The 17,533-nt window shown below is 59.8% G+C and carries 19 protein-coding genes and 1 tRNA gene; 14 read left to right on the forward strand and 6 right to left on the reverse strand.

Features of this window, described 5'->3' with window-relative positions:
* Positions 1-412: 412 nt before the first annotated feature.
* Positions 413-489 (reverse strand) — tRNA-Pro (locus ACO1VH_RS06370).
* Between the two features lie 212 nt (positions 490-701).
* Between ACO1VH_RS06370 and ACO1VH_RS06375 the strand changes: the two genes are divergently transcribed.
* The 3 genes from ACO1VH_RS06375 to ACO1VH_RS06385 all read left to right on the forward strand — a co-directional run bounded on the left by ACO1VH_RS06375 (position 702) and on the right by ACO1VH_RS06385 (position 5,968).
* Positions 702-2,426, forward strand: a complete 1,725-nt coding sequence (locus tag ACO1VH_RS06375; protein WP_486243573.1) for a ClcB-like voltage-gated chloride channel protein — start codon at positions 702-704, stop codon at positions 2,424-2,426.
* Between the two features lie 197 nt (positions 2,427-2,623).
* The gene (locus ACO1VH_RS06380; protein ID WP_486243575.1) at positions 2,624-5,068 is read left to right on the forward strand and encodes a mechanosensitive ion channel domain-containing protein; all 2,445 of its coding nucleotides are present in this window, start codon (positions 2,624-2,626) and stop codon (positions 5,066-5,068) included.
* A 138-nt stretch (positions 5,069-5,206) separates the two neighbouring features.
* The gene (locus ACO1VH_RS06385) at positions 5,207-5,968 is read left to right on the forward strand and encodes a transporter (RefSeq protein ID WP_486243577.1); all 762 of its coding nucleotides are present in this window, start codon (positions 5,207-5,209) and stop codon (positions 5,966-5,968) included.
* A gap of 93 nt (positions 5,969-6,061) precedes the next feature.
* On the opposite strand, the gene ACO1VH_RS06390 is transcribed toward ACO1VH_RS06385, so the two are convergent.
* On the reverse strand, positions 6,062-6,223 hold the full coding sequence (locus ACO1VH_RS06390) for a glycine zipper domain-containing protein (protein ID WP_486243579.1): 162 nt from the start codon (positions 6,221-6,223) through the stop codon (positions 6,062-6,064).
* Between the two features lie 101 nt (positions 6,224-6,324).
* Here ACO1VH_RS06390 and ACO1VH_RS06395 point away from each other — a divergent pair, with 101 nt between their 5' ends.
* A complete protein-coding gene (locus ACO1VH_RS06395; protein WP_486243581.1) occupies positions 6,325-6,726 on the forward strand; it encodes a DUF2721 domain-containing protein in 402 nt (133 codons plus the stop codon).
* 63 nt (positions 6,727-6,789) lie between these two features.
* Positions 6,790-7,176 carry a DUF2237 family protein gene (locus ACO1VH_RS06400; RefSeq protein ID WP_486243583.1) on the forward strand — a complete coding sequence of 129 codons (387 nt, stop codon included), beginning with the start codon at positions 6,790-6,792 and terminating at the stop codon, positions 7,174-7,176.
* A gap of 23 nt (positions 7,177-7,199) precedes the next feature.
* Here the strand turns inward: ACO1VH_RS06400 and ACO1VH_RS06405 are convergent, their stop codons facing one another.
* Positions 7,200-7,586 carry a lysozyme inhibitor LprI family protein gene (locus ACO1VH_RS06405; RefSeq protein ID WP_486243585.1) on the reverse strand — a complete coding sequence of 129 codons (387 nt, stop codon included), beginning with the start codon at positions 7,584-7,586 and terminating at the stop codon, positions 7,200-7,202.
* Positions 7,587-7,648: 62 nt separating this feature from the next.
* Positions 7,649-8,173 carry a DUF3617 domain-containing protein gene (locus tag ACO1VH_RS06410; protein ID WP_486243587.1) on the reverse strand — a complete coding sequence of 175 codons (525 nt, stop codon included), beginning with the start codon at positions 8,171-8,173 and terminating at the stop codon, positions 7,649-7,651.
* 199 nt (positions 8,174-8,372) lie between these two features.
* On the opposite strand from ACO1VH_RS06410, the gene ACO1VH_RS06415 reads away from it, so the two are divergent.
* The 9 genes from ACO1VH_RS06415 to ACO1VH_RS06455 all read left to right on the forward strand — a co-directional run bounded on the left by ACO1VH_RS06415 (position 8,373) and on the right by ACO1VH_RS06455 (position 15,237).
* Entirely contained in the window at positions 8,373-9,506 is a 1,134-nt protein-coding gene (locus ACO1VH_RS06415; RefSeq protein WP_486243589.1) for a GGDEF domain-containing protein, read from the forward strand.
* 92 nt (positions 9,507-9,598) lie between these two features.
* Positions 9,599-9,916: a hypothetical protein gene (locus ACO1VH_RS06420; RefSeq protein ID WP_486243592.1), complete on the forward strand. Its 318-nt coding sequence runs from the start codon at positions 9,599-9,601 to the stop codon at positions 9,914-9,916.
* Positions 9,913-10,788, forward strand: a complete 876-nt coding sequence (locus tag ACO1VH_RS06425; RefSeq protein ID WP_486243594.1) for an HDOD domain-containing protein — start codon at positions 9,913-9,915, stop codon at positions 10,786-10,788. The genes ACO1VH_RS06420 and ACO1VH_RS06425 overlap by 4 nt, the downstream gene beginning before the upstream one ends.
* A 21-nt stretch (positions 10,789-10,809) precedes the next feature.
* Entirely contained in the window at positions 10,810-11,775 is a 966-nt protein-coding gene (locus tag ACO1VH_RS06430) for a GGDEF domain-containing protein (protein WP_486243596.1), read from the forward strand.
* Positions 11,776-11,800: 25 nt separating this feature from the next.
* Complete coding sequence (sbcB, locus tag ACO1VH_RS06435; RefSeq protein WP_486243598.1) at positions 11,801-13,231, forward strand: exodeoxyribonuclease I; 1,431 nt, start codon at positions 11,801-11,803, stop codon at positions 13,229-13,231.
* Positions 13,232-13,290: 59 nt separating this feature from the next.
* A complete protein-coding gene (locus ACO1VH_RS06440) occupies positions 13,291-13,569 on the forward strand; it encodes a hypothetical protein (RefSeq protein ID WP_486243600.1) in 279 nt (92 codons plus the stop codon).
* A gap of 14 nt (positions 13,570-13,583) precedes the next feature.
* Complete coding sequence (locus ACO1VH_RS06445) at positions 13,584-13,802, forward strand: RNA-binding S4 domain-containing protein (protein ID WP_486243602.1); 219 nt, start codon at positions 13,584-13,586, stop codon at positions 13,800-13,802.
* 122 nt (positions 13,803-13,924) lie between these two features.
* A complete protein-coding gene (locus tag ACO1VH_RS06450) occupies positions 13,925-14,611 on the forward strand; it encodes a 3'-5' exonuclease (protein ID WP_486243604.1) in 687 nt (228 codons plus the stop codon).
* Positions 14,599-15,237, forward strand: coding sequence for a DsbA family protein (locus ACO1VH_RS06455; protein WP_486243606.1), 639 nt, complete (start codon positions 14,599-14,601; stop codon positions 15,235-15,237). The genes ACO1VH_RS06450 and ACO1VH_RS06455 overlap by 13 nt, the downstream gene beginning before the upstream one ends.
* A gap of 15 nt (positions 15,238-15,252) precedes the next feature.
* On the opposite strand, the gene ACO1VH_RS06460 is transcribed toward ACO1VH_RS06455, so the two are convergent.
* Together ACO1VH_RS06460 and ACO1VH_RS06465 are read right to left on the reverse strand one after the other, a co-directional pair.
* The gene (locus tag ACO1VH_RS06460) at positions 15,253-15,942 is read right to left on the reverse strand and encodes an SDR family oxidoreductase (protein ID WP_486243608.1); all 690 of its coding nucleotides are present in this window, start codon (positions 15,940-15,942) and stop codon (positions 15,253-15,255) included.
* A gap of 15 nt (positions 15,943-15,957) precedes the next feature.
* Positions 15,958-17,124: an acetyl-CoA C-acetyltransferase gene (locus ACO1VH_RS06465; protein WP_486243610.1), complete on the reverse strand. Its 1,167-nt coding sequence runs from the start codon at positions 17,122-17,124 to the stop codon at positions 15,958-15,960.
* Positions 17,125-17,533: the final 409 nt, after the last annotated feature.

Consider the following 17,533-nt stretch of genomic DNA (forward strand, 5'->3'; position numbering starts at 1 on the left):
GCTACTCACTTTCAACACGACGCTTGATTTCGAGCGCTTCGGTTTTGCTATGAGCGACCAGAAATTGGTTCTTGCTACTGATATCGCGTGTGCGGACGACATAGCGATCATCCAAGCTGTCCAAACGCGGCTTGAATCCCTAGAGTCACGCAGCTTCTGGAGATAGGTCTAAATCGCCTTCTCTACGTTGTAAGCGAATTGTTTGCTGAGGTCGTCACGATTCTTAACCGTGACTTGGATGCGAGAGCGGTTCTCAATGAATGCCATGTCGTGTTCCAATATGTTGGAACACTGTATAGGGTAGAAATCTATCCACGGCTGACGTAAAGCATCAGTAATTTCCACTGATTTTCCACCAGATCATCTTCCGAGACAAACCGGACGCTTGTAAGCCACTGTTTTATTGAATATTTGGTCGGGGTGAGAGGATTCGAACCTCCGGCCTCTACGTCCCGAACGTAGCGCTCTACCGGGCTAAGCTACACCCCGACTGGTGCGACAGACATTTCATTGCGCCGGGAAGCGCCGTCAATCGCGGAAGGACGCTATTTTAAATCAGGATCGACCTGGCAAGCAATCCCCTGAATCGCCCGATCTTTACAGTCGAAAGCGGCCGGAAGGGCGAAAAACGCCCGGTGCCACAGTACATCCTGTAAGCTAACGGCCACCATGACTCCCGCCCTCGCAGCCTGATCGCATCCATGCCGAGCTTCCTGCTGACTGCCGCCCGTTACCTGCAACGCCTGTTCCGCTTTTCCGAGGTACACCTGATGCTGGTGTACGCCGTTGTCGTCGGCGTACTGGGTGCCTTGTCGACCATTGCCTTTCGCGACGGCCTCGCAGCCATGCAGCATCTGCTGGTCGGCCGCAGCGGTTCCTTCGTCGAAATGGCGCGTACGCTGCCGTGGGAAATCCGCGTGCTGCTGCCGACCGTCGGCGGCGTGATCGCCGGCACTTTCCTCGTGCTGGCGAACCGCTACACGGCGGGACTGAAATCCGATTACATGGAAGCGGTGGCCGTCGGCGACGGCCATGTGTCGGTGCGACAGACGCTGCTGCGCAGCCTGTCCTCGTTTTCATCCATCGTCACCGGCGGCTCGATCGGCCGCGAAGGCGCGATGGTGCAACTGGCCGCCATGTGCGCGTCGGTCGTCGGACGCGGCGTGCGTTTCGAACAGTCGCGCCTGCGCCTGCTGGTGGCGTGCGGTGCTGCGGCAGGTCTGGCTTCCGCCTACAACGCGCCGATCGCCGGCGCCTTCTTCGTCACGGAAATCGTGCTCGGCTCGATCGCGATGTCCAGCTTCGGCCCGGTACTGGTGGCAGCCGTGGTGGCGAACATCACGATGCGCGAATTCCCCGGTTATCAGTCAGCCTTCCAGATGCCGGCCTTCCATGACATCGCTGGCGTCGAAGTGCTGCTGTTCATCGGACTGGGCCTGGTGGCCGGCATCGCCGCGCCACAATTCCTGCGCATCCTCGACGGCACACGGAAGCTGTTCCAGAAAAGCCGCCTGCCGCTGCCGCTGCGTCTCGGTCTCGGCGGCCTGATCGTCGGCATCCTGTCGGTCTGGGTGCCGCAAGTCTGGGGCAACGGCTACAGCGTCGTCAACTCGCTGCTGCACGATCAGTGGCTGTGGACGGCAGTGCTGTCGGTGCTGGTCTTCAAGCTGGCAGCCACCGCAGTGACGACCGGTTCCGGCGCCGTGGGCGGTGTCTTCACACCGACCCTGTTCATGGGTGCAGCGCTCGGCTTGCTGTTCGGCCAGGCGATGCAGGCACTGTGGCCGGAAGCGGTATCGGCACCATTCATCTACGCGATCGTCGGCATGGGCGCTTTCCTCGCCGGTGCGACCGGCGCACCGCTGATGGCGATCCTGATGATCTTCGAGATGACGCTCAGCTATCAGGTGATGCTGCCGCTGATGCTGTCCTGCGTGATGGCCTACTTCATTTCGCGCAGCCTCGATGGTTCGTCGATGTACGAGATCACGATCCGCCGCAACCGCGAGGAACAGGAAAGACTGCGCCTGCGCCGTACGCAAATGCGCGAACTGATCCGCCCGGCGGAAACCGTGCTGCCGCTGACCGCGACGCTGGCAGAACTGACGCAGACCTTCATCCGGCATTCGGTCAAATACGTTTATATCGTCGACGAACATAATCGTTTGCAGGGCCAGGTGGCGCTGCAGGACCTGACATCGGTGCTGACGGGCGATCCGGCGGAACAGAAGAAGACGGCCGCCGACTATCTGCGCCGCGATTTCCTGCCGGTCATCACGCCGGAAATGTCGCTCAGCGAAGCCTTGCAGCGCTTCCTGACGCACCAGGGAGAACGCTTGCCGATCGTGCAAAACATCAACGATCCCGTATTGCTGGGCGCGATCTACAAAACCTCGTTGCTGGACGCCTACTATCGGCTGAGCTGAAGCGGACGATCCGCGCCCAGCGGTCGTTTCCCGGCTGTTTTGGGTCTTGTTCCAAAGTCTGTTCCGGACCTTTCTTGTCCTTTGCCGGCACCGCTCGCGCGGCTCAGACGGGCGCCAAAAATTCCTAATTAAAAGACGATGCCCTAAAATCACGGCTTTAAGCCAGCATTTAACGCAGAAATTACGGAGTTTTATCGATGCAAATTATCGACCTTGCGCACCCCAACACGTCCGCTCCATCCATGGATCGCACCGCTTTCCCGGCACACGCCCTGCTCAGGTCCTGCATCAATCGCCTTCTTTCCCCGTACTTTCTGCTGCGCTGCGCCACCTTGCTCCTGCTGTTCGCGCTGGCTTCCGGTGCCTTTGCCGCATCGGCACAGACTGCACCTGCCGCAGAAAAAGACTCGACCGCTTCTGCTACTACCGCACCAGTCGCAGCGTCGGGCTCTTCGCCCGCCTCTTACGCCGCACTGGCAGACCTGCTGGAAAACGAGGCGACCCGCAAGCGGTTGATTGAAGAACTACGCACGCTGGCTGCGCCTGCGCAAGCACCGCAGGCAAAAACCGACGACAAACCCGCGCAGGAAAAAACTTCCGCCATCGATGACGAACCTTTCCTGTTCTCGCGCGGCATCGCCAACGGCATCGAACACTTCATCACCGGCCTTGGCGCCGATCTGTCGGAAGCGGCGACCGTCTTCCGTTCGCTCGGCGAGGATGACGATACGGCCGTGCTGAACCGCAGCAAATGGCGCACTGCGCTGCTGAACTTCGTCATCGTGGTCGTTGCGACGATGATTGCCTTCTTTGTATTCCGGCGGTTGGCCAGCCGCTTCTTTGCGCGCAGCAACGACTGGATCACCGCGACGAGCAACGAGCCAAGCGGCGAACCGGGCAACGGATCAGGTAACGGACCGGGCACAGGCCGCCTCGCGCAATCCGGCCTGTACCGCAAGACGATCGCCATCGTTGCCGCGATGGTGGCGGATGTCGGCGCAATCCTGCTGGCAGGCGCAGCCGGCTATGCAACGGCCCTGTTCGCCGTCGGCGACAAGGAGCACATCGATACGCTGGCCTCGCTGTTCGTCAACACCTTCGTCGCCGTCGAAATCGCCAAGGCGCTGGTGCGCGGCGTGTTCGCGCCGCGTTACCAGCGGCTGCGCCTGTTCGAGATGGACGACGACATCGCCGTCTTCTGGGGTCACTGGCTGGAGCGACTGGTCGGCCTGACCGGCTACGGCATTCTGGTCGGTGTGCCGCTGGCAAAATCGGTGCTGTCGCCGACCATCGGCCACATACTCGGCGTGCTGATCATCCTCGGCGTCTATCTGTACGCGGTGCGCGTGATCTGGCGCAACCGCCATACCGTGCGCGAACGAATGGAACGCTATGCCGACGGTCTGTCGGCCGCCTTTTTCTCGACGCTGACGCGCATGCTGGCGCGCATCTGGCATGTGCCGGCCATCGCCTATTTCACAGCGCTGCTGGTAGTCAGCCAGATCGCACCAAACGATGCGCTGCCGTTCATGGCGGAAGCGACGCTGCAGACGCTGGCCGCCATCGGCATCGGCCTGCTGGCTTCGGCCATCGTCACCGCCGCGCTGTCGCGCCGCATCATGCTGTCGCAACGGCTGCGCGAACGACTGCCACTGCTGGAGGCGCGCATCAACGCCTACGTGCCGCCGGCGCTGAAAGGCTTTCATGTGCTGACGATGCTGGTCGTGGCACTGGTTGTGCTCGACGCCTGGCATGCGTTCAACCTGGCGAACTGGATCGCTTCCGGCAATGGCCGCGCCGTGATCCTGGCAGTGGTTCATGTCGCCATCATCCTGCTGATCGCCACCGTGGTGTGGACGACGGTGGCCAGCATCATCGAGCATCGCCTCAGCCCCGCGCCCGGCCAGGGCCAGCCCAGCGAGCGGGAAAAGACGCTGCTGGCGCTGTTCCGCAACGCGGCGCTGATTGCCATCGTCACGCTGACGATCCTGGTCGTCCTGTCGCAGATCGGTATCGACATCGCGCCGCTGATTGCCGGTGCCGGCGTGGCAGGTCTGGCGATCGGTTTCGGTGCGCAGAAACTGGTGCAGGACGTCATCACCGGCGTCTTCATCCAGCTGGAAAACGGCATGAACCAGAACGATGTGGTCGAGGTTGCCGGCATCTTCGGCACGGTCGAGAAGATCACGATCCGTTCGGTCGGCATCCGCACACTGGACGGCGGCTTCCACATGATCCCGTTCTCGTCGGTGGACAAGGTCTCCAACCATACGCGCGACTTCTCCTACCACTACGGCGAATATGCGGTGCCGTATCGCGAGAACGTGGACGAGGCGATGACGCAGTTGCGCAACGCCTTTGCCGAGTTGATGCAGGACGCCGAGATGGAGAAAGCCGTGATGGCCGACATCGAAATCCCGGGCGTGACCTCGCTGCACGAACGCGGCTATAACATCCGCGTGCTGATCAAGACGCTGCCCGGCATGCAATGGCCGGTACAGCGCGCGTTCAACCGCCTCGTCAAGAAGCATTTCGACGCAGCCGGCATCGCGCTGCCATATCCGCATACGGTGCTGCGCTTCGGCGACGACGGCAACGATGCGCTGCCGGTGATGCCGATGCGCGGGGCGACCGGCAGCTAATCGCACAATTGGTCGCGCGCCCATCACGCAACCGAGCGACCAACCGAATAGGCAACTGACACGGCATCCGCCGGCCGGACGTTGCCCGTCCGGCCGCGCGCCGCTACACTCGGGGCATTCCACTTCCGTTGCCAAGCCATGTCCGCTTCCCGTCTGACATTCGCTGCTGCCACACTTTTCCTTACTTTGCCCGCCTGCGCCGATGACGGCCCGCCCGTCACGCCATATCGCCCATCCGTTGCGTCGCCGGCGCAGCTGCCTGCGCCGGGCCAGCTGGAATTCGAAATCGGCGGCTTGTCGGAGAAGGACGATGGCGATCGCCGCGGCAGTCTGCCCTATCTGTTCAAACTGGCTTTCTCGGAAGAATGGGGCGTACTGCTGGGCGGCGATGCCTATGTCTCCGCACGTGACGACGATGGCCGGCACGACGGTTTCGGCGATACGACGGTGACGCTGAAGCGTGCCTTCTTCGTCGACGATACGACCGGTTACGGCGTCGAGCTGACGGCCAAGGCGCCGACGGCAAAGGACACGATAGGCAGCGGCAAATCGGATTGGACGCTGAACGGCATCTACAGCAAGGATGTCGGCGAACTGCACATGGATCTGAACCTGAATGCGACGCGGCTGGGCGCGATCGATCCAGGCACCGGCCGCACGCAATGGGGCTGGGCCTCGTCGTTCTCGACGCAATTCGCGAAAAAATGGACGGCAACCGGCGAAGTCTCCGGCACGCACCAGAGCGGCACCCGCAACACCGCGCTGGCACTGGCCGCGCTGACCTACAGTCCGACGCCACGTCTTGCAATCGACTTCGGCGTGGCGAAAGGATTGAACAGCGCATCGCAGGACTGGAGCTTCTTCACCGGCGTTGTCGTGCCGCTTACGAATTTCTGGTGAAGGACAACAGCATGCTGGCCGGCGCTCCGAGCACACAGCTTGCACGCCACCGGATGGAAAGATCGCCTGCGTAGCAGACCCGGTAAAACAGATTCACTTGTCCTTGCGAACGGCATAGACATAGCCGGCGGCCGCACCGACGGCAATGCCGATGCTGATACCGAATGGCGCGTTGTCCAGCGCGCCGCCGATGATCGAACCGATGCCGATACCGATTGCCATGCCGGCTGCCATCGCCGAATAGGGATTCTTCATCACGCTCTCCAGGTTTCCTCGTCGGGCAGCCGCCGCAGTGGCGCAATTCTTGCATCGTGCCTGCCATGCCTTCCATGGCGAAATCTTCCACGCTTGCAATCATGAACCTGACAACGCCTGCCCTGCTTTTCCCTGCCATTTCGTTGCTGCTGGCCGCCTATACAAACCGTTTCCTGTCGACCGCGCAGGTGATCCGCCAGTTGCACGCGAAGTATCAGTCCGGCGACAAGGAGTTGGTCACGCGCCAGATCGACAACCTGCGCGTGCGCATTCATCTGATCCGCCGCATGCAGATGATGGCGGTCGGCGGCTTCATCCTGTGCGCGCTGTCGATGTTCCTGATCTATCTGCAGCAGATCGGGATCGCCGAGATCGTGTTCGGTTGCAGCCTGCTGATGCTCGTCCTCTCGCTGCTGCTGTCGCTGTACGAAATCGTCATCAGCACCAGGGCCATCGACATCGAACTGGAAGACATGGCGCTCGGCCTGGAGCAACGGCACTGAACGTCGCATGGTAAAGTCGACGGTTCGAGAAACCCGTAATCAATGAAGCAACGGATGCAACGAATGCCAAGTTTACCCGCCGCAAGAAACGTATTCGGCGAACCGCTGGTGCCCTGCTCGTTCGAGCCGATGGCCGGCTTCTTCCGCGACGGCTGCTGCCGCACCTGCGATGAAGACAAGGGAGAACATACGGTCTGCGTGGTGGTGACAGCCACCTTTCTCGCCTTCAGCATTTCCTGCGGCAACGATCTGTCGACACCGCGTCTCGAATGGGGCTTTCCGGGTTTGCAACCCGGCGATCAATGGTGCCTGTGCGCCAGCCGCTGGGTCGAAGCCTGGCGCGCCGGCGTGGCGCCGGCTGTCGTGCTTGAAAGCACCAATCAGAAAATGCTGGATGTCGTGCCGCTGGAAGAACTGCGCAAGTATGCGTATGCGCGGCCGGAAGAATAAGGCTGAAGGCGAAGCACAAACGCTCAATCGCCGTCGCACATGCGGCCGTAGGTCAATCCGAGATTCTTCGCCATGACATCCTTCAACGCCAGCAGACGATCGTCGTACGCGCGTTCAAGGCAATCGACACGATCGCCGCAGGCATCGCGCACCGTCTTCAGCCAGACTGCCTGCTGCCGTCGCTGGTAACCGCGAAATTCGCGAAACGCCATGCCGCTGACGGCAGGCCGGATATCCTGCAGCATCTCGTAATAGCTCGCCATGCGCACGTCCTTCGCTCCCAGCGACGGTGTTGCGCAGATCGCCTTTTCGGTCGGCGTCGCCGCCTTCGCACAATCGAAGCTGGCGACCTGGGCATGCGCCGCCTGCCAGCCACCTATCAGCATCAGCACACCGCATAAGCTGCGCATCACGCTTATCGCGCTTCTTCCCGTATCGCACCGCATGCCTTTTCCTTTCTTCGCGATGAGGTTCACTTGCCGGGCATCGTTCCCTGGAACGGTTTGACGCTGCCGCAATCGTCGGCCACCCATTTGCCGCTGGTATCGACACGATCGTTGACAGGAATGCCTTGCACAGTGCCGTTGAAATCGGCAGTCGAACTAAAGCTCTCGCTATTGGCGAATACCGTTTTCGATTTTCCCGTGCCCTGCATTTGCGCGTTGTCGCATTGCATATCCACCAGATAGGTTCCTTCGTGATGCGATTGCCGCGTGATCCTGCAACCGGCTTCCTTCTCGTTGAACGGCGGCAGTTCCTCACGCTCGGCCATCTCCTTGGTGATACAGACCCGGCTGACCACTGCGCCATTCTGCAATTGCGACACGTCGAGTCCCATCTGTTTCAGCTGTTCGATCTGTTCGGGCGAGATTTTCGGCAGGCTCTTGGTCAGCGGCGACTGGCTGGTGACTTCCCACAAACCCGGGCGCATGTTCCCGGCAGCGAAGACCGGTGCTGCCAGTGCCAGCGCACAGACGAATACGGCAAGCTTCTTCATGGCGAACCTCTCTTGCAAGAATGGTAATGGCCGCATGCTAACGCGGGAATCCTGTGTGGACAATCGGAGACCGCACATACAACAGCAGGTATTTTCCGTGTCATTTAGTTGCAATCAGTCAACCATTTGAGACTAGAATGAAAGCAGGAATGCACTGCAGCAGATGCTGCATTTGCTGTCTTTTCCTCGGATGGATAGCATGGATTCTCTTACCGCCGGTACCGCGCTGATTCTCGTGCAATGCTGCGTTGCATTGGTCATGATCGGCTTTCATTTTGCCGCGCCGGACGAACAATGCACGCGGGACTGGGCGCTCTCTGCCAGTTGCATCGCCCTCGGTGTACTGGTCGCCATCGTGAGCGGCCGTCTGTCTCACCCGTTCCTGTTGCTGCTCGGCGGTTCCCTCATCATGCTCGGCATGGCATATCAATGGGAGGGAATTCTCGCCTTCTACGGCCGTCCACCACGCCAGGCCGGCTGGATCATCTGTCTGCTGTTCATCGCTCTACTGGCAGCCATGCTGCTGCTTCGCATGCCGGTACAGCACCGCACGCTGCTGTTTTCCAGCACGCTCATCATGCTGCTCGCGCTCTCGCTGCATGCGATATGGCAAGGGCAAGGCATGCCGCGCACCTTCGTGCAGGCACTGGTACCGGCTGCGATCGTGCTGCTGCTGTCGAGCCATTTGCTGAAACTGGCAATCGCCATCGTGCAACTGCACGACGTCGTACCGATACGACGTACGCCGCTGGAAATCACCGTCATCTATCTGATACCCATGATCGGTACGGTGCTGTTCTCGATCGGCCTGCCGCTGCTGTATTTCGAGCGCCTGATCGAAACCAATCGCCACCTCGCCACGCACGATGAATTGAGCAAACTGCTGAACCGTCGTGCGATCTTCACTGCCGGCGAACGCGAGCTGGAACTGTCACAGCGGCTGGAGCGTCCGCTGTCGCTCGCCTTCATCGACATCGATCTATTCAAGCATTTCAACGACGAATTTGGACATGCGGCAGGCGATGCCGTAATCGCCGAAGTGGCTGCCATCCTGCAGCGTACCTGCCGTGCCGTCGACCTGGTAGGCCGCTACGGCGGCGAGGAATTTCTGATCGTGCTGCCAGGTGCCAATGCCGACGATGCGGTCGATATCGGCACCCGGCTGGTCGAAGCCGTACGCAGCTATCGCTATCTCGGCCAGCACCCTGTGACGATCAGCGTGGGATTAGCCACGTTGCGGGAAGACAGCGCCTCCTGGCCGCAATTGCTGGCACGCGCCGACGCCATGCTGTATGAGGCGAAAAGACAGGGGCGCGACCGGTGCTGCGCCTGAAACCCGGCAACAGTTCCATTCCCGGCCGCTATCGGGGAAAATGGCGGATTCCGATGGTAAGCTAACCGCAAAATCATCTCGACGAGGCAGACGTGAGCATCATTCACAGGCAACTGGCACTGGCGGACGTGGAAGCGGGCATGATGTTGTCCGACGATCTGCTGGACGGGCAAGGCCATGTGCTGCTGCCGCAGGGCAGCATCCTGACCGAGCAAATGATCGCATCGCTGGAACGGCACGGCATCGCATCGCTGCGCGTGGTCGCCGGCGAACTGACGCCGGAGCAGGAAGCCGAACGCCACGCCCATTACCGCATGCGCATCGAACGGCTGTTCCGCCATCTCGACGACACGCCTGCCAACAGCACGCTGCGCCGCTACATCAGCACCTATCGATTGAGCAGATCATGAATACGCCCGTCGACCCGAGTGCACCGCACCGCATCCAGCTCGAACAACTGACGCGCCAGGTCGCCGACCTGCCGGCGTTGCCGGCCATCGTCCACGATCTGCTGAATAACGTGAAATCGGAAGAAGCCGACATCAACGTCGTCGCACGCAAGGTTTCACTCGATCAGGCGCTATCGGCCAAGACGCTGCGCTTCGCCAATTCCCCGATGTACGGACTGCAGGCGCGTGTCACGACGATCCAGCAGGCGATCACGATGATCGGTGTCGATTCGGTGCGGCAGGTCGCGCTGGCATCGGCATTGAAGAGCCATTTCCCGCCAGGCGAATGCACCGGCTTCGATTTCGTCGCGCTGTGGCGCCATGCGATCGCGGCAGCCGTCTGCGCACGCGCCCTTGCCTGGCATCTGCATGTGAACCAGGATTACGCCTTCACCGCCGGTCTGCTGCACGATATCGGCCGATTGATGCTGGCCACGCATTTCCGCCAGCAATACGAAGCGGCGGCCGCCTATCGCCAGGCACACGACTGCACGTGGCTGGATGCGGAACGCGCCGTAATCGGCATCGATCACGCGATCGCCGGCGAAATACTGGCCGAACATTGGAAATTCTCCGATTCGATCCGCCATGCGATTGCAGGCCACCACCACCCGGAAAGCCAGAAGGTACATTCGCTGGCATCCATCGTGCACATCGCCAATGCCATCGTGCATGCACTGGATCTGTCAGGCATCGAAGACGATCAGGTGCCGCCCGTTTCGCAGACGGCATGGGACGATCTTGGATTAAGCGAAGACGTCTATCAGCATGTCTTCCATGAAACCGAACTGATGTTCGAGGAAGTCAACCGCGTCCTGCTGACGAACGATTAGAAAGCCCCTGGAAAGCCCTTCTTGGAACCGACCACCTTCGCCGCATCCGGCTACGGTCTCGATGGCCTGCACCTGTTCGAGCACGTTACCGATCCCGCCGTTCGCACCTTGCTTGCGTCCTGCACGGTGCTGCATCTGCATGCCGGCCAGACGGTACCAATCCCGAATGGCGAATCCTGCATGCATATCGTGCTGCGCGGCGCACTCGGCATGCTGGTCGAAGCGACCGATCGACTGCAACCGCCGCGTACCGAAAAAATCCTGCGCGGCGAAAGCATCGGCGAATTGGCCGTACTCGACGATACCGCGCGCACGCCGATCCTGACCGCGCTGGAAGAAACTGCACTGCTCGTCATCGATTCGCACACGCTATGGCGCCTGATTGACGAAACTGACGGCGTGGCGCGCAATCTACTTCGCCAACTGTCCTTCCGCCTGCGCGCCGCCAATGTCCAGCTGCGCCGCCGTGAGAAGGTTGGCGAGTTCTATCGACGACTATCGATGGCAGATGCACTGACCGGATTGCATAATCGCACCTGGTTCAATGCCCGCCTGCCTGCGTTGATCAGTGAGGCGCATGCGGCGCAACAGCCGCTGTCGCTGATCATGATCGATCTCGATCATTTCAAGCGACTCAACGACGACCACGGACATCAAGCTGGCGATCAGGCATTGCGCGTGGCGGCCAATGTACTGCACGGCGCCTTGCGCCCCAGCGATTTTGCGGTACGCTACGGCGGCGAAGAATTAAGCGTAATCCTGCCCGGCAGCAACGAAGCCGGGGCCTGCATGGTAGCGCAGCGCCTGTGCGAACGCCTGCGCGAAGCGATCGTCTTCGACGACATGCGCTGTCCGCTACCGCATGTCACCGCCTCCTTCGGCGTGGCTGCACTGGCTCCAAACCAGGATGCCGACATGCTGACCGCCGCAGCCGACGCCGCGCTGTATCGTGCAAAACAAGGCGGCCGCAACCGTATCGCCTGCTGACTCTACTTTTCATTCAATCCAACCGATGGCGCATACCTTTCTCTGGCACGACTACGAAACCTTCGGCGTACAGCCACGACGCGACCGCCCGGCACAGTTCGCCGCGATTCGTACCGATGAAAACCTGAACGAAATCGGCGAACCGGTGATGCTGTACTGCCGCCTCGCCGACGACTACCTGCCCGATCCGCAATCCTGCCTGATCACCGGCATCACGCCGCAACTCTGTCTTGAGCGCGGTATTCCCGAATACCAGTTCGCCGCCGAGATCGAACGCCTGCTGGCGGAACCCGGCACCATCGGCGTCGGCTACAACACGATCCGCTTCGACGACGAAGTCACGCGCTTCCTGTTCTGGCGCAACCTGATCGATCCGTATGCGCGCGAATGGCAGAACGGCTGCGGCCGCTGGGATATCCTCGACGTCGTGCGCACCGCCTACGCATTGCGGCCGGAAGGCATCGAGTGGCCGAGACATCCGGATGGACGACCGAGCTTCCGCCTCGAAGACTTGACGGCCGCAAACGGCATCGGCCACGAAGCGGCGCACGATGCGCTGTCCGACGTACGCGCGACGATCGCGCTGGCGAAGCTGATTCGCGATCGCCAGCCCAAGCTGTTCGATTTCTGCCTCGGTCTGCATCGCAAGGATCGTGTGGCTGCCGAGATCGGCCTGCCGTTGCGCCGTCCCTTGCTGCACGTGACCGGCATGTATCCTGCCGAGCGTGGCTGCATCGGCGTCGTATGGCCGCTGGCCGAGCATCCGACCAACCGCAACGAAGTCATCGTCTGGGATCTCGCGTCCAATCCGTCGGCATTGGCATCGCTGGACGCGGAAGCAATCCGCCTGCGCATGTTCAGCAAGGCCGACGCGCTGCCGGAAGACGTGGAGCGCCTGCCGATCAAGACCATCCATCTGAACCGCTCGCCTGTCATCATCAACAATCTGAAGACGCTGTCGTCCGACATGTGCGCACGCTGGGGCATCGACATGGAAACCGTGCTGCGGCACGCCGACATTGCCGCCGCCACACCGGACATGAGCGCAATCTGGAAGCAGGTGTTCAATCGTGCGCAGGAAGCGACGCCCGACATCGACGAAGACCTGTACGGCGGCTTCGTTGGCAACGGCGATCGACGGCTGCTGCAGGAACTGCGTGGCCTGCCGCCCGAAACATTGGCGCAAGCCCGTCCATCGTTTGCCGATGCACGTCTGGAAGAATTGCTGTGGCGCTATCGCGCGCGCAATTTTCCGCAAACGCTGTCGCCGGAAGAACTGCAGCAATGGGAAGCGCATCGCGCCGCAAGATTGTTCGATGGCATGGGCGGTGCACGCACGGTAGACATGCTGTTCGAACAGGTCGACCAGTTATCGGAAACGGCCGACGAGCGCGGCGAGGAAATTCTCGGCGCGTTGTACGATTACGCAGAATCGATCGCACCCGCCCGCCTCTGACGTACTTTGGCGTCTGAACGCATACACGATTTTCTTTTCATTCCGTCACAGGATCATTGATGCAACACGAATCCACATTGCGGCAACTGCGCGACGCGCAGCATGCCATCCGGCAAGGCAAGATGTCCGTCGCCGACTTTTGCCAGACCTGGCGTGCTCAGACAGCGCTATTGTCTGCACTGCCCGAACGCTTTTCCACGGTCATGGAAGATCTGCTGGGCCGACTCGAAGCCGGCAGCCTGTTCAGTGAGGAAAGCTGCTCGTTCAGTCAGATCGATCTGCTGGCGACGCTGGACGTCTGGCTGGATACGGCCGAGCAGGCCTTGGCCGAAACCTGACCGAGGGACATGCGATGCAACACATCGATTTCGAACTGAGCGGCGACTACGTCGAACTGAACCAGTTGCTGAAGCTGGCCGGACTATGCGATAGCGGCGGTGCCGGAAAAATGATTGTCGCCGCCGGCGGCGTGAAGGTGGATGGCAAGACTGAATTGCGCAAGACCTGCAAGATCCGCGCCGGCCAGGTCGTCACGCTAGGCGATGTACGCATCGCCGTTGGCAATGGATAACCCGCCTACCCGCACCGGCGACATACATCTTCTCACCGCCATGCACAGATGGCAAATGTACGACCGAATCGCCGTCGGCGAATCAGGAAACGGCAGTCGCCAAGACTGGAAAAGATGACTGTATGACGACAACGGAAAAACTGCTGTTCGTCGATCTGGAAACGACCGGCGCACGCCAGGAGGAAGATCGCATCACGGAGATCGGTATCGTATCCGTCGAGAGTGATGGCCGTGTCGAGCACTGGTCCAGCTTCGTCAATCCAGGCATGCCCATTCCTGCATTCATCCAGCAGTTGACCGGCATCCAGGACGAGATGGTCGCGGATGCACCATCGTTCGAGACATTGATGCCGGAATTGCAGCAACGCCTGGAAGGCGGTTTGTTCATCGCGCACAACGCCCGTTTCGATTACGGGTTCCTGCGCCATGCGTTTGCGCGCACAGGCCATGCATTCCACCCCGATATCCTTTGCACGGTTCGTCTGTCGCGCCAGCTGTTCCCGCAGGAGCAGAAACACAGTCTCGATAGGCTAATCACACGCCACACGCTTGTTCCACAGGCCCGCCATCGTGCGCTGGCCGATGCCGATCTGCTGCATCAGCTATGGGGCAAGTTGAAAGCCGGATTTAGTGAAGATACTTTCGCGCAGGCCGTGCGCAAGCTGCGTCAGCAAACGATGGCCACGGTTGCGGCCGGGAAGCACGCCCAACAAGGTCAAAAAGTGCGCAACAAGCTTGTCAGCGCACCGAATACGCGTATGCTCGCTGCATTGATTTCCACGACAGAGGATTTACCATGTCCAGACTGATCTATATCGCCGACCCCATGTGTTCCTGGTGCTACGGCTTCGGCTCGGAGCTGAATACCTTGCTGGCCGGCCTGCCGGACATGGAGCTCGAACTGATCGTCGGCGGCTTGCGCGCCTACAACACTGAAGTAATGGACGAGCAGCTGAAAACGACGCTGCTGTCGCACTGGAAAAAAGTGGAAGAAACCAGCGGCCTGCCGTTCTCCGATGGCGCACTGTCACGTCCCGGATTCATTTACGACACGGAGCCGGCATGCCGGGCTATCGTCGCCACCGGCCTGCTGGCGCCGCAACTTGCGCTCGATGTTTTTCATGCCATTCAGCGATGCTTTTACGCAGAAGGACGCGACGTCACACAAGCAAATGTGCTTGCCGAAATCGCTACGGACGTGCTGCGCAAAGGCGGCGTCGCATGCGACGAGAATCTGTTCCTGACCACCTGGGATTCGGAAGCCGCCAAGACCGGTACGCAAGCAGATTTCACGCAGACACAACGTTGGGGCATTCACGGCTTCCCGACGCTGGTATTCGAGCATGCTGGCGGATTGCACCTGATCACGTCTGGCTTCGTACGCACGGAAACGCTGGTCGAACGTCTGCAATCTGTTGTCGATCAGGCTGCCTGATGGCGGTCAGGCATTTCAGTATAGATAACGCCCCATATTGATGGCGATGTTGGCACCGTGAATGCCAGCAGCCTCGTCGGAAGCCAGATAGGCTGTCAGTCCCGCAATCTCTTTCAGTTTTCCTGAATCGGCCCGGCAGACGTTTAGACTATCGTTTCGGCTATCGATTGCATTCATTTGCGGCGATGTTATCGCCGTTTCTATGCATCCTAGTGTGATCGTATTGACCGTCACTGAACGATGCGCCATTTCCCCTGCCAGCGCCCCGATGAAGGCGTCCGCATCGATGGCAACCGCCCGGTCGGATGAAACAGCCGCGCCATTCCTGCCTGCAGAGATATGAATGATGCGTCCGCAATGATCTGCCGCCATGCCATGCGCAACCGCCTCGATTAAAACCGCACTGGTCCTGGAAACAACATCAGCTGCGACATGCACGAATACGTTGACAGTCTGGGCGTCCATTATGTCTTTCGCATATCCTGCTACATCCGCAACTTGATCTAGCGACGGCAATATCTGCACGTCTTCATGTTTTTTCAGGATAACGGGTACCCAGCCGGCATTTTCGATTTGCGTTCCTGCCAAAATGACGCGATGACGCAAAGCCAGAAACGTGCTGCAGATTGTCCGGCCGATATCTGCATCGCCGTCGCACAGCAACATCAGGCAAGGCGATTGCAGACGATTCGACACATCGCTCATTCATTCACCGCTCATTCACCGTTCAATTGCCATCGCGATGCCCATACCTCCGCCTATGCAAAGGCTTGCCAACCCGCGCTTCGCATCGCAGCGCATCATTTCATGAATCAATGTCACCAGAATGCGGCAACCGGAAGCACCGATCGGGTGACCGAGCGCAATTGCACCGCCGTTCACGTTGATGCGATCGACGTCCCAACCCATTTCTCGATTGATGGCGATCGCCTGCGCGGCGAATGCTTCGTTAATTTCCATGAGGTCGAGATCCTGATGCGTCCAGCCGGCTTTCTTCAGGCACTGTCGCGCAGCAGGTACAGGCCCCATTCCCATGATCGCCGGGTCCACGCCAGCCGATGAACATGCCTTGATGCGCACCAATGGCTCGAGACCGAGCGCTCGCGCCTTTTCCTCAGCCATTAGCAATACAGCTGCGGCGCCGTCGTTGATGCCCGATGCGTTTCCGGCAGTTACGGTGCCACCCTCGATGAATGCCGCACGCAGCGATGCCAGTAATTCCGGCGTCATACCATGACGCGGATGCTCATCGGTATCGACAATCGTATTGGGGGCCGTTTCCAGCGGGATGATTTCGCCCTGAAAACGCCCGGTTTGCTGCGCAGCTTCCGCTTTCTGCTGCGACGCCAACGCAAAGGCGTCCTGCTCGACACGCGCAATCCCGAACTTGTGCGCAATATTCTCAGCCGTCACGCCCATGTGGCAATGATCGTACGCATCCTGCAAACCATCGACGAGCATCGTTTCGACTGGTTTTGCTTTATCGGAAGATAGTCCTGCATGAGAACGATGTTGCACTAGTGGTGCCAGGCTCATGTTTTCCTGTCCGCCGGCGATGACGATCTGCGCATCGCCGCATCGTATCGCCTGCGCAGCCAACTGCACGGCTTTCAATCCACTGCCACATACCTTGTTGACCGTGAATGCCGGCACTGTGTCCGGCAGGCCCGCCTGCATGGATGCCTGGCGTGCGGGATTTTGTCCGCAACCCGCCGTCAGCACCTGCCCCATGATCACTTCATCAACGATCCCGCCGTTAATACCTGCTTGAATCAACAAATGTCGAATGACATGAGCGCCTAATTCCGTCGCAGGAATTTTTGACAAGCTGCCACCGAATTTTCCCACCGCAGTCCGTCCGGCTGCGACGATGACGACTTCGTTCATTCACACTCCCGTATCCAGGCTAGGCTTACAAGCCGTGTTGCTTTCATGATTGATTTTGCATGTTACCAAGAGCGAGAACATTCGGCTTATGTTCCGTGACAATGCAACGATTCACATATTTTCAAATGGACGCTTACACAGATCAGAAGGCTAGGCCAATTCACAAAATGAAGCATGTCTCGACGTTACTGCATCGGATGCATCATCTGATTCAAGAATTTGAGGTCATTAACACACAAATGCTTTGTTCGACTTGTCTTGAATCGAGTCATCCTCATTCAGAAGGCCCAGGGAAGTGAAGCGGCTGTGCGAGTCAGATGCGCTCGCCCCTTGAGAGCGAGGCTGCCGTGCGAGTCGTTTTGAGGGAGGAAATCTTGGAGCGTAGTAGCCGGCCCGGGCTGAGCAGAGC

The sequence above is a fragment of the Oxalicibacterium sp. genome (genome assembly GCF_057353965.1).

Coding starts and splice junctions, on each gene's coding strand:
- ACO1VH_RS06395 (WP_486243581.1), top strand. CDS start 6,325: ATGAACCTGACAACGCCTGCCCTGCTTTTCCCTGCCATTTCGTTGCTG.
- ACO1VH_RS06455 (WP_486243606.1), top strand. CDS start 14,599: ATGTCCAGACTGATCTATATCGCCGACCCCATGTGTTCCTGGTGCTAC.
- ACO1VH_RS06405 (WP_486243585.1), bottom strand. CDS start 7,586: ATGCGCAGCTTATGCGGTGTGCTGATGCTGATAGGTGGCTGGCAGGCG.
- ACO1VH_RS06445 (WP_486243602.1), top strand. CDS start 13,584: ATGCAACACATCGATTTCGAACTGAGCGGCGACTACGTCGAACTGAAC.
- ACO1VH_RS06415 (WP_486243589.1), top strand. CDS start 8,373: ATGGATTCTCTTACCGCCGGTACCGCGCTGATTCTCGTGCAATGCTGC.
- ACO1VH_RS06390 (WP_486243579.1), bottom strand. CDS start 6,223: ATGAAGAATCCCTATTCGGCGATGGCAGCCGGCATGGCAATCGGTATC.
- ACO1VH_RS06400 (WP_486243583.1), top strand. CDS start 6,790: ATGCCAAGTTTACCCGCCGCAAGAAACGTATTCGGCGAACCGCTGGTG.
- ACO1VH_RS06385 (WP_486243577.1), top strand. CDS start 5,207: ATGTCCGCTTCCCGTCTGACATTCGCTGCTGCCACACTTTTCCTTACT.
- ACO1VH_RS06450 (WP_486243604.1), top strand. CDS start 13,925: ATGACGACAACGGAAAAACTGCTGTTCGTCGATCTGGAAACGACCGGC.
- ACO1VH_RS06460 (WP_486243608.1), bottom strand. CDS start 15,942: ATGAGCGATGTGTCGAATCGTCTGCAATCGCCTTGCCTGATGTTGCTG.
- ACO1VH_RS06465 (WP_486243610.1), bottom strand. CDS start 17,124: ATGAACGAAGTCGTCATCGTCGCAGCCGGACGGACTGCGGTGGGAAAA.
- ACO1VH_RS06380 (WP_486243575.1), top strand. CDS start 2,624: ATGCAAATTATCGACCTTGCGCACCCCAACACGTCCGCTCCATCCATG.
- ACO1VH_RS06425 (WP_486243594.1), top strand. CDS start 9,913: ATGAATACGCCCGTCGACCCGAGTGCACCGCACCGCATCCAGCTCGAA.
- sbcB (WP_486243598.1), top strand. CDS start 11,801: ATGGCGCATACCTTTCTCTGGCACGACTACGAAACCTTCGGCGTACAG.
- ACO1VH_RS06375 (WP_486243573.1), top strand. CDS start 702: ATGCCGAGCTTCCTGCTGACTGCCGCCCGTTACCTGCAACGCCTGTTC.
- ACO1VH_RS06410 (WP_486243587.1), bottom strand. CDS start 8,173: ATGAAGAAGCTTGCCGTATTCGTCTGTGCGCTGGCACTGGCAGCACCG.
- ACO1VH_RS06440 (WP_486243600.1), top strand. CDS start 13,291: ATGCAACACGAATCCACATTGCGGCAACTGCGCGACGCGCAGCATGCC.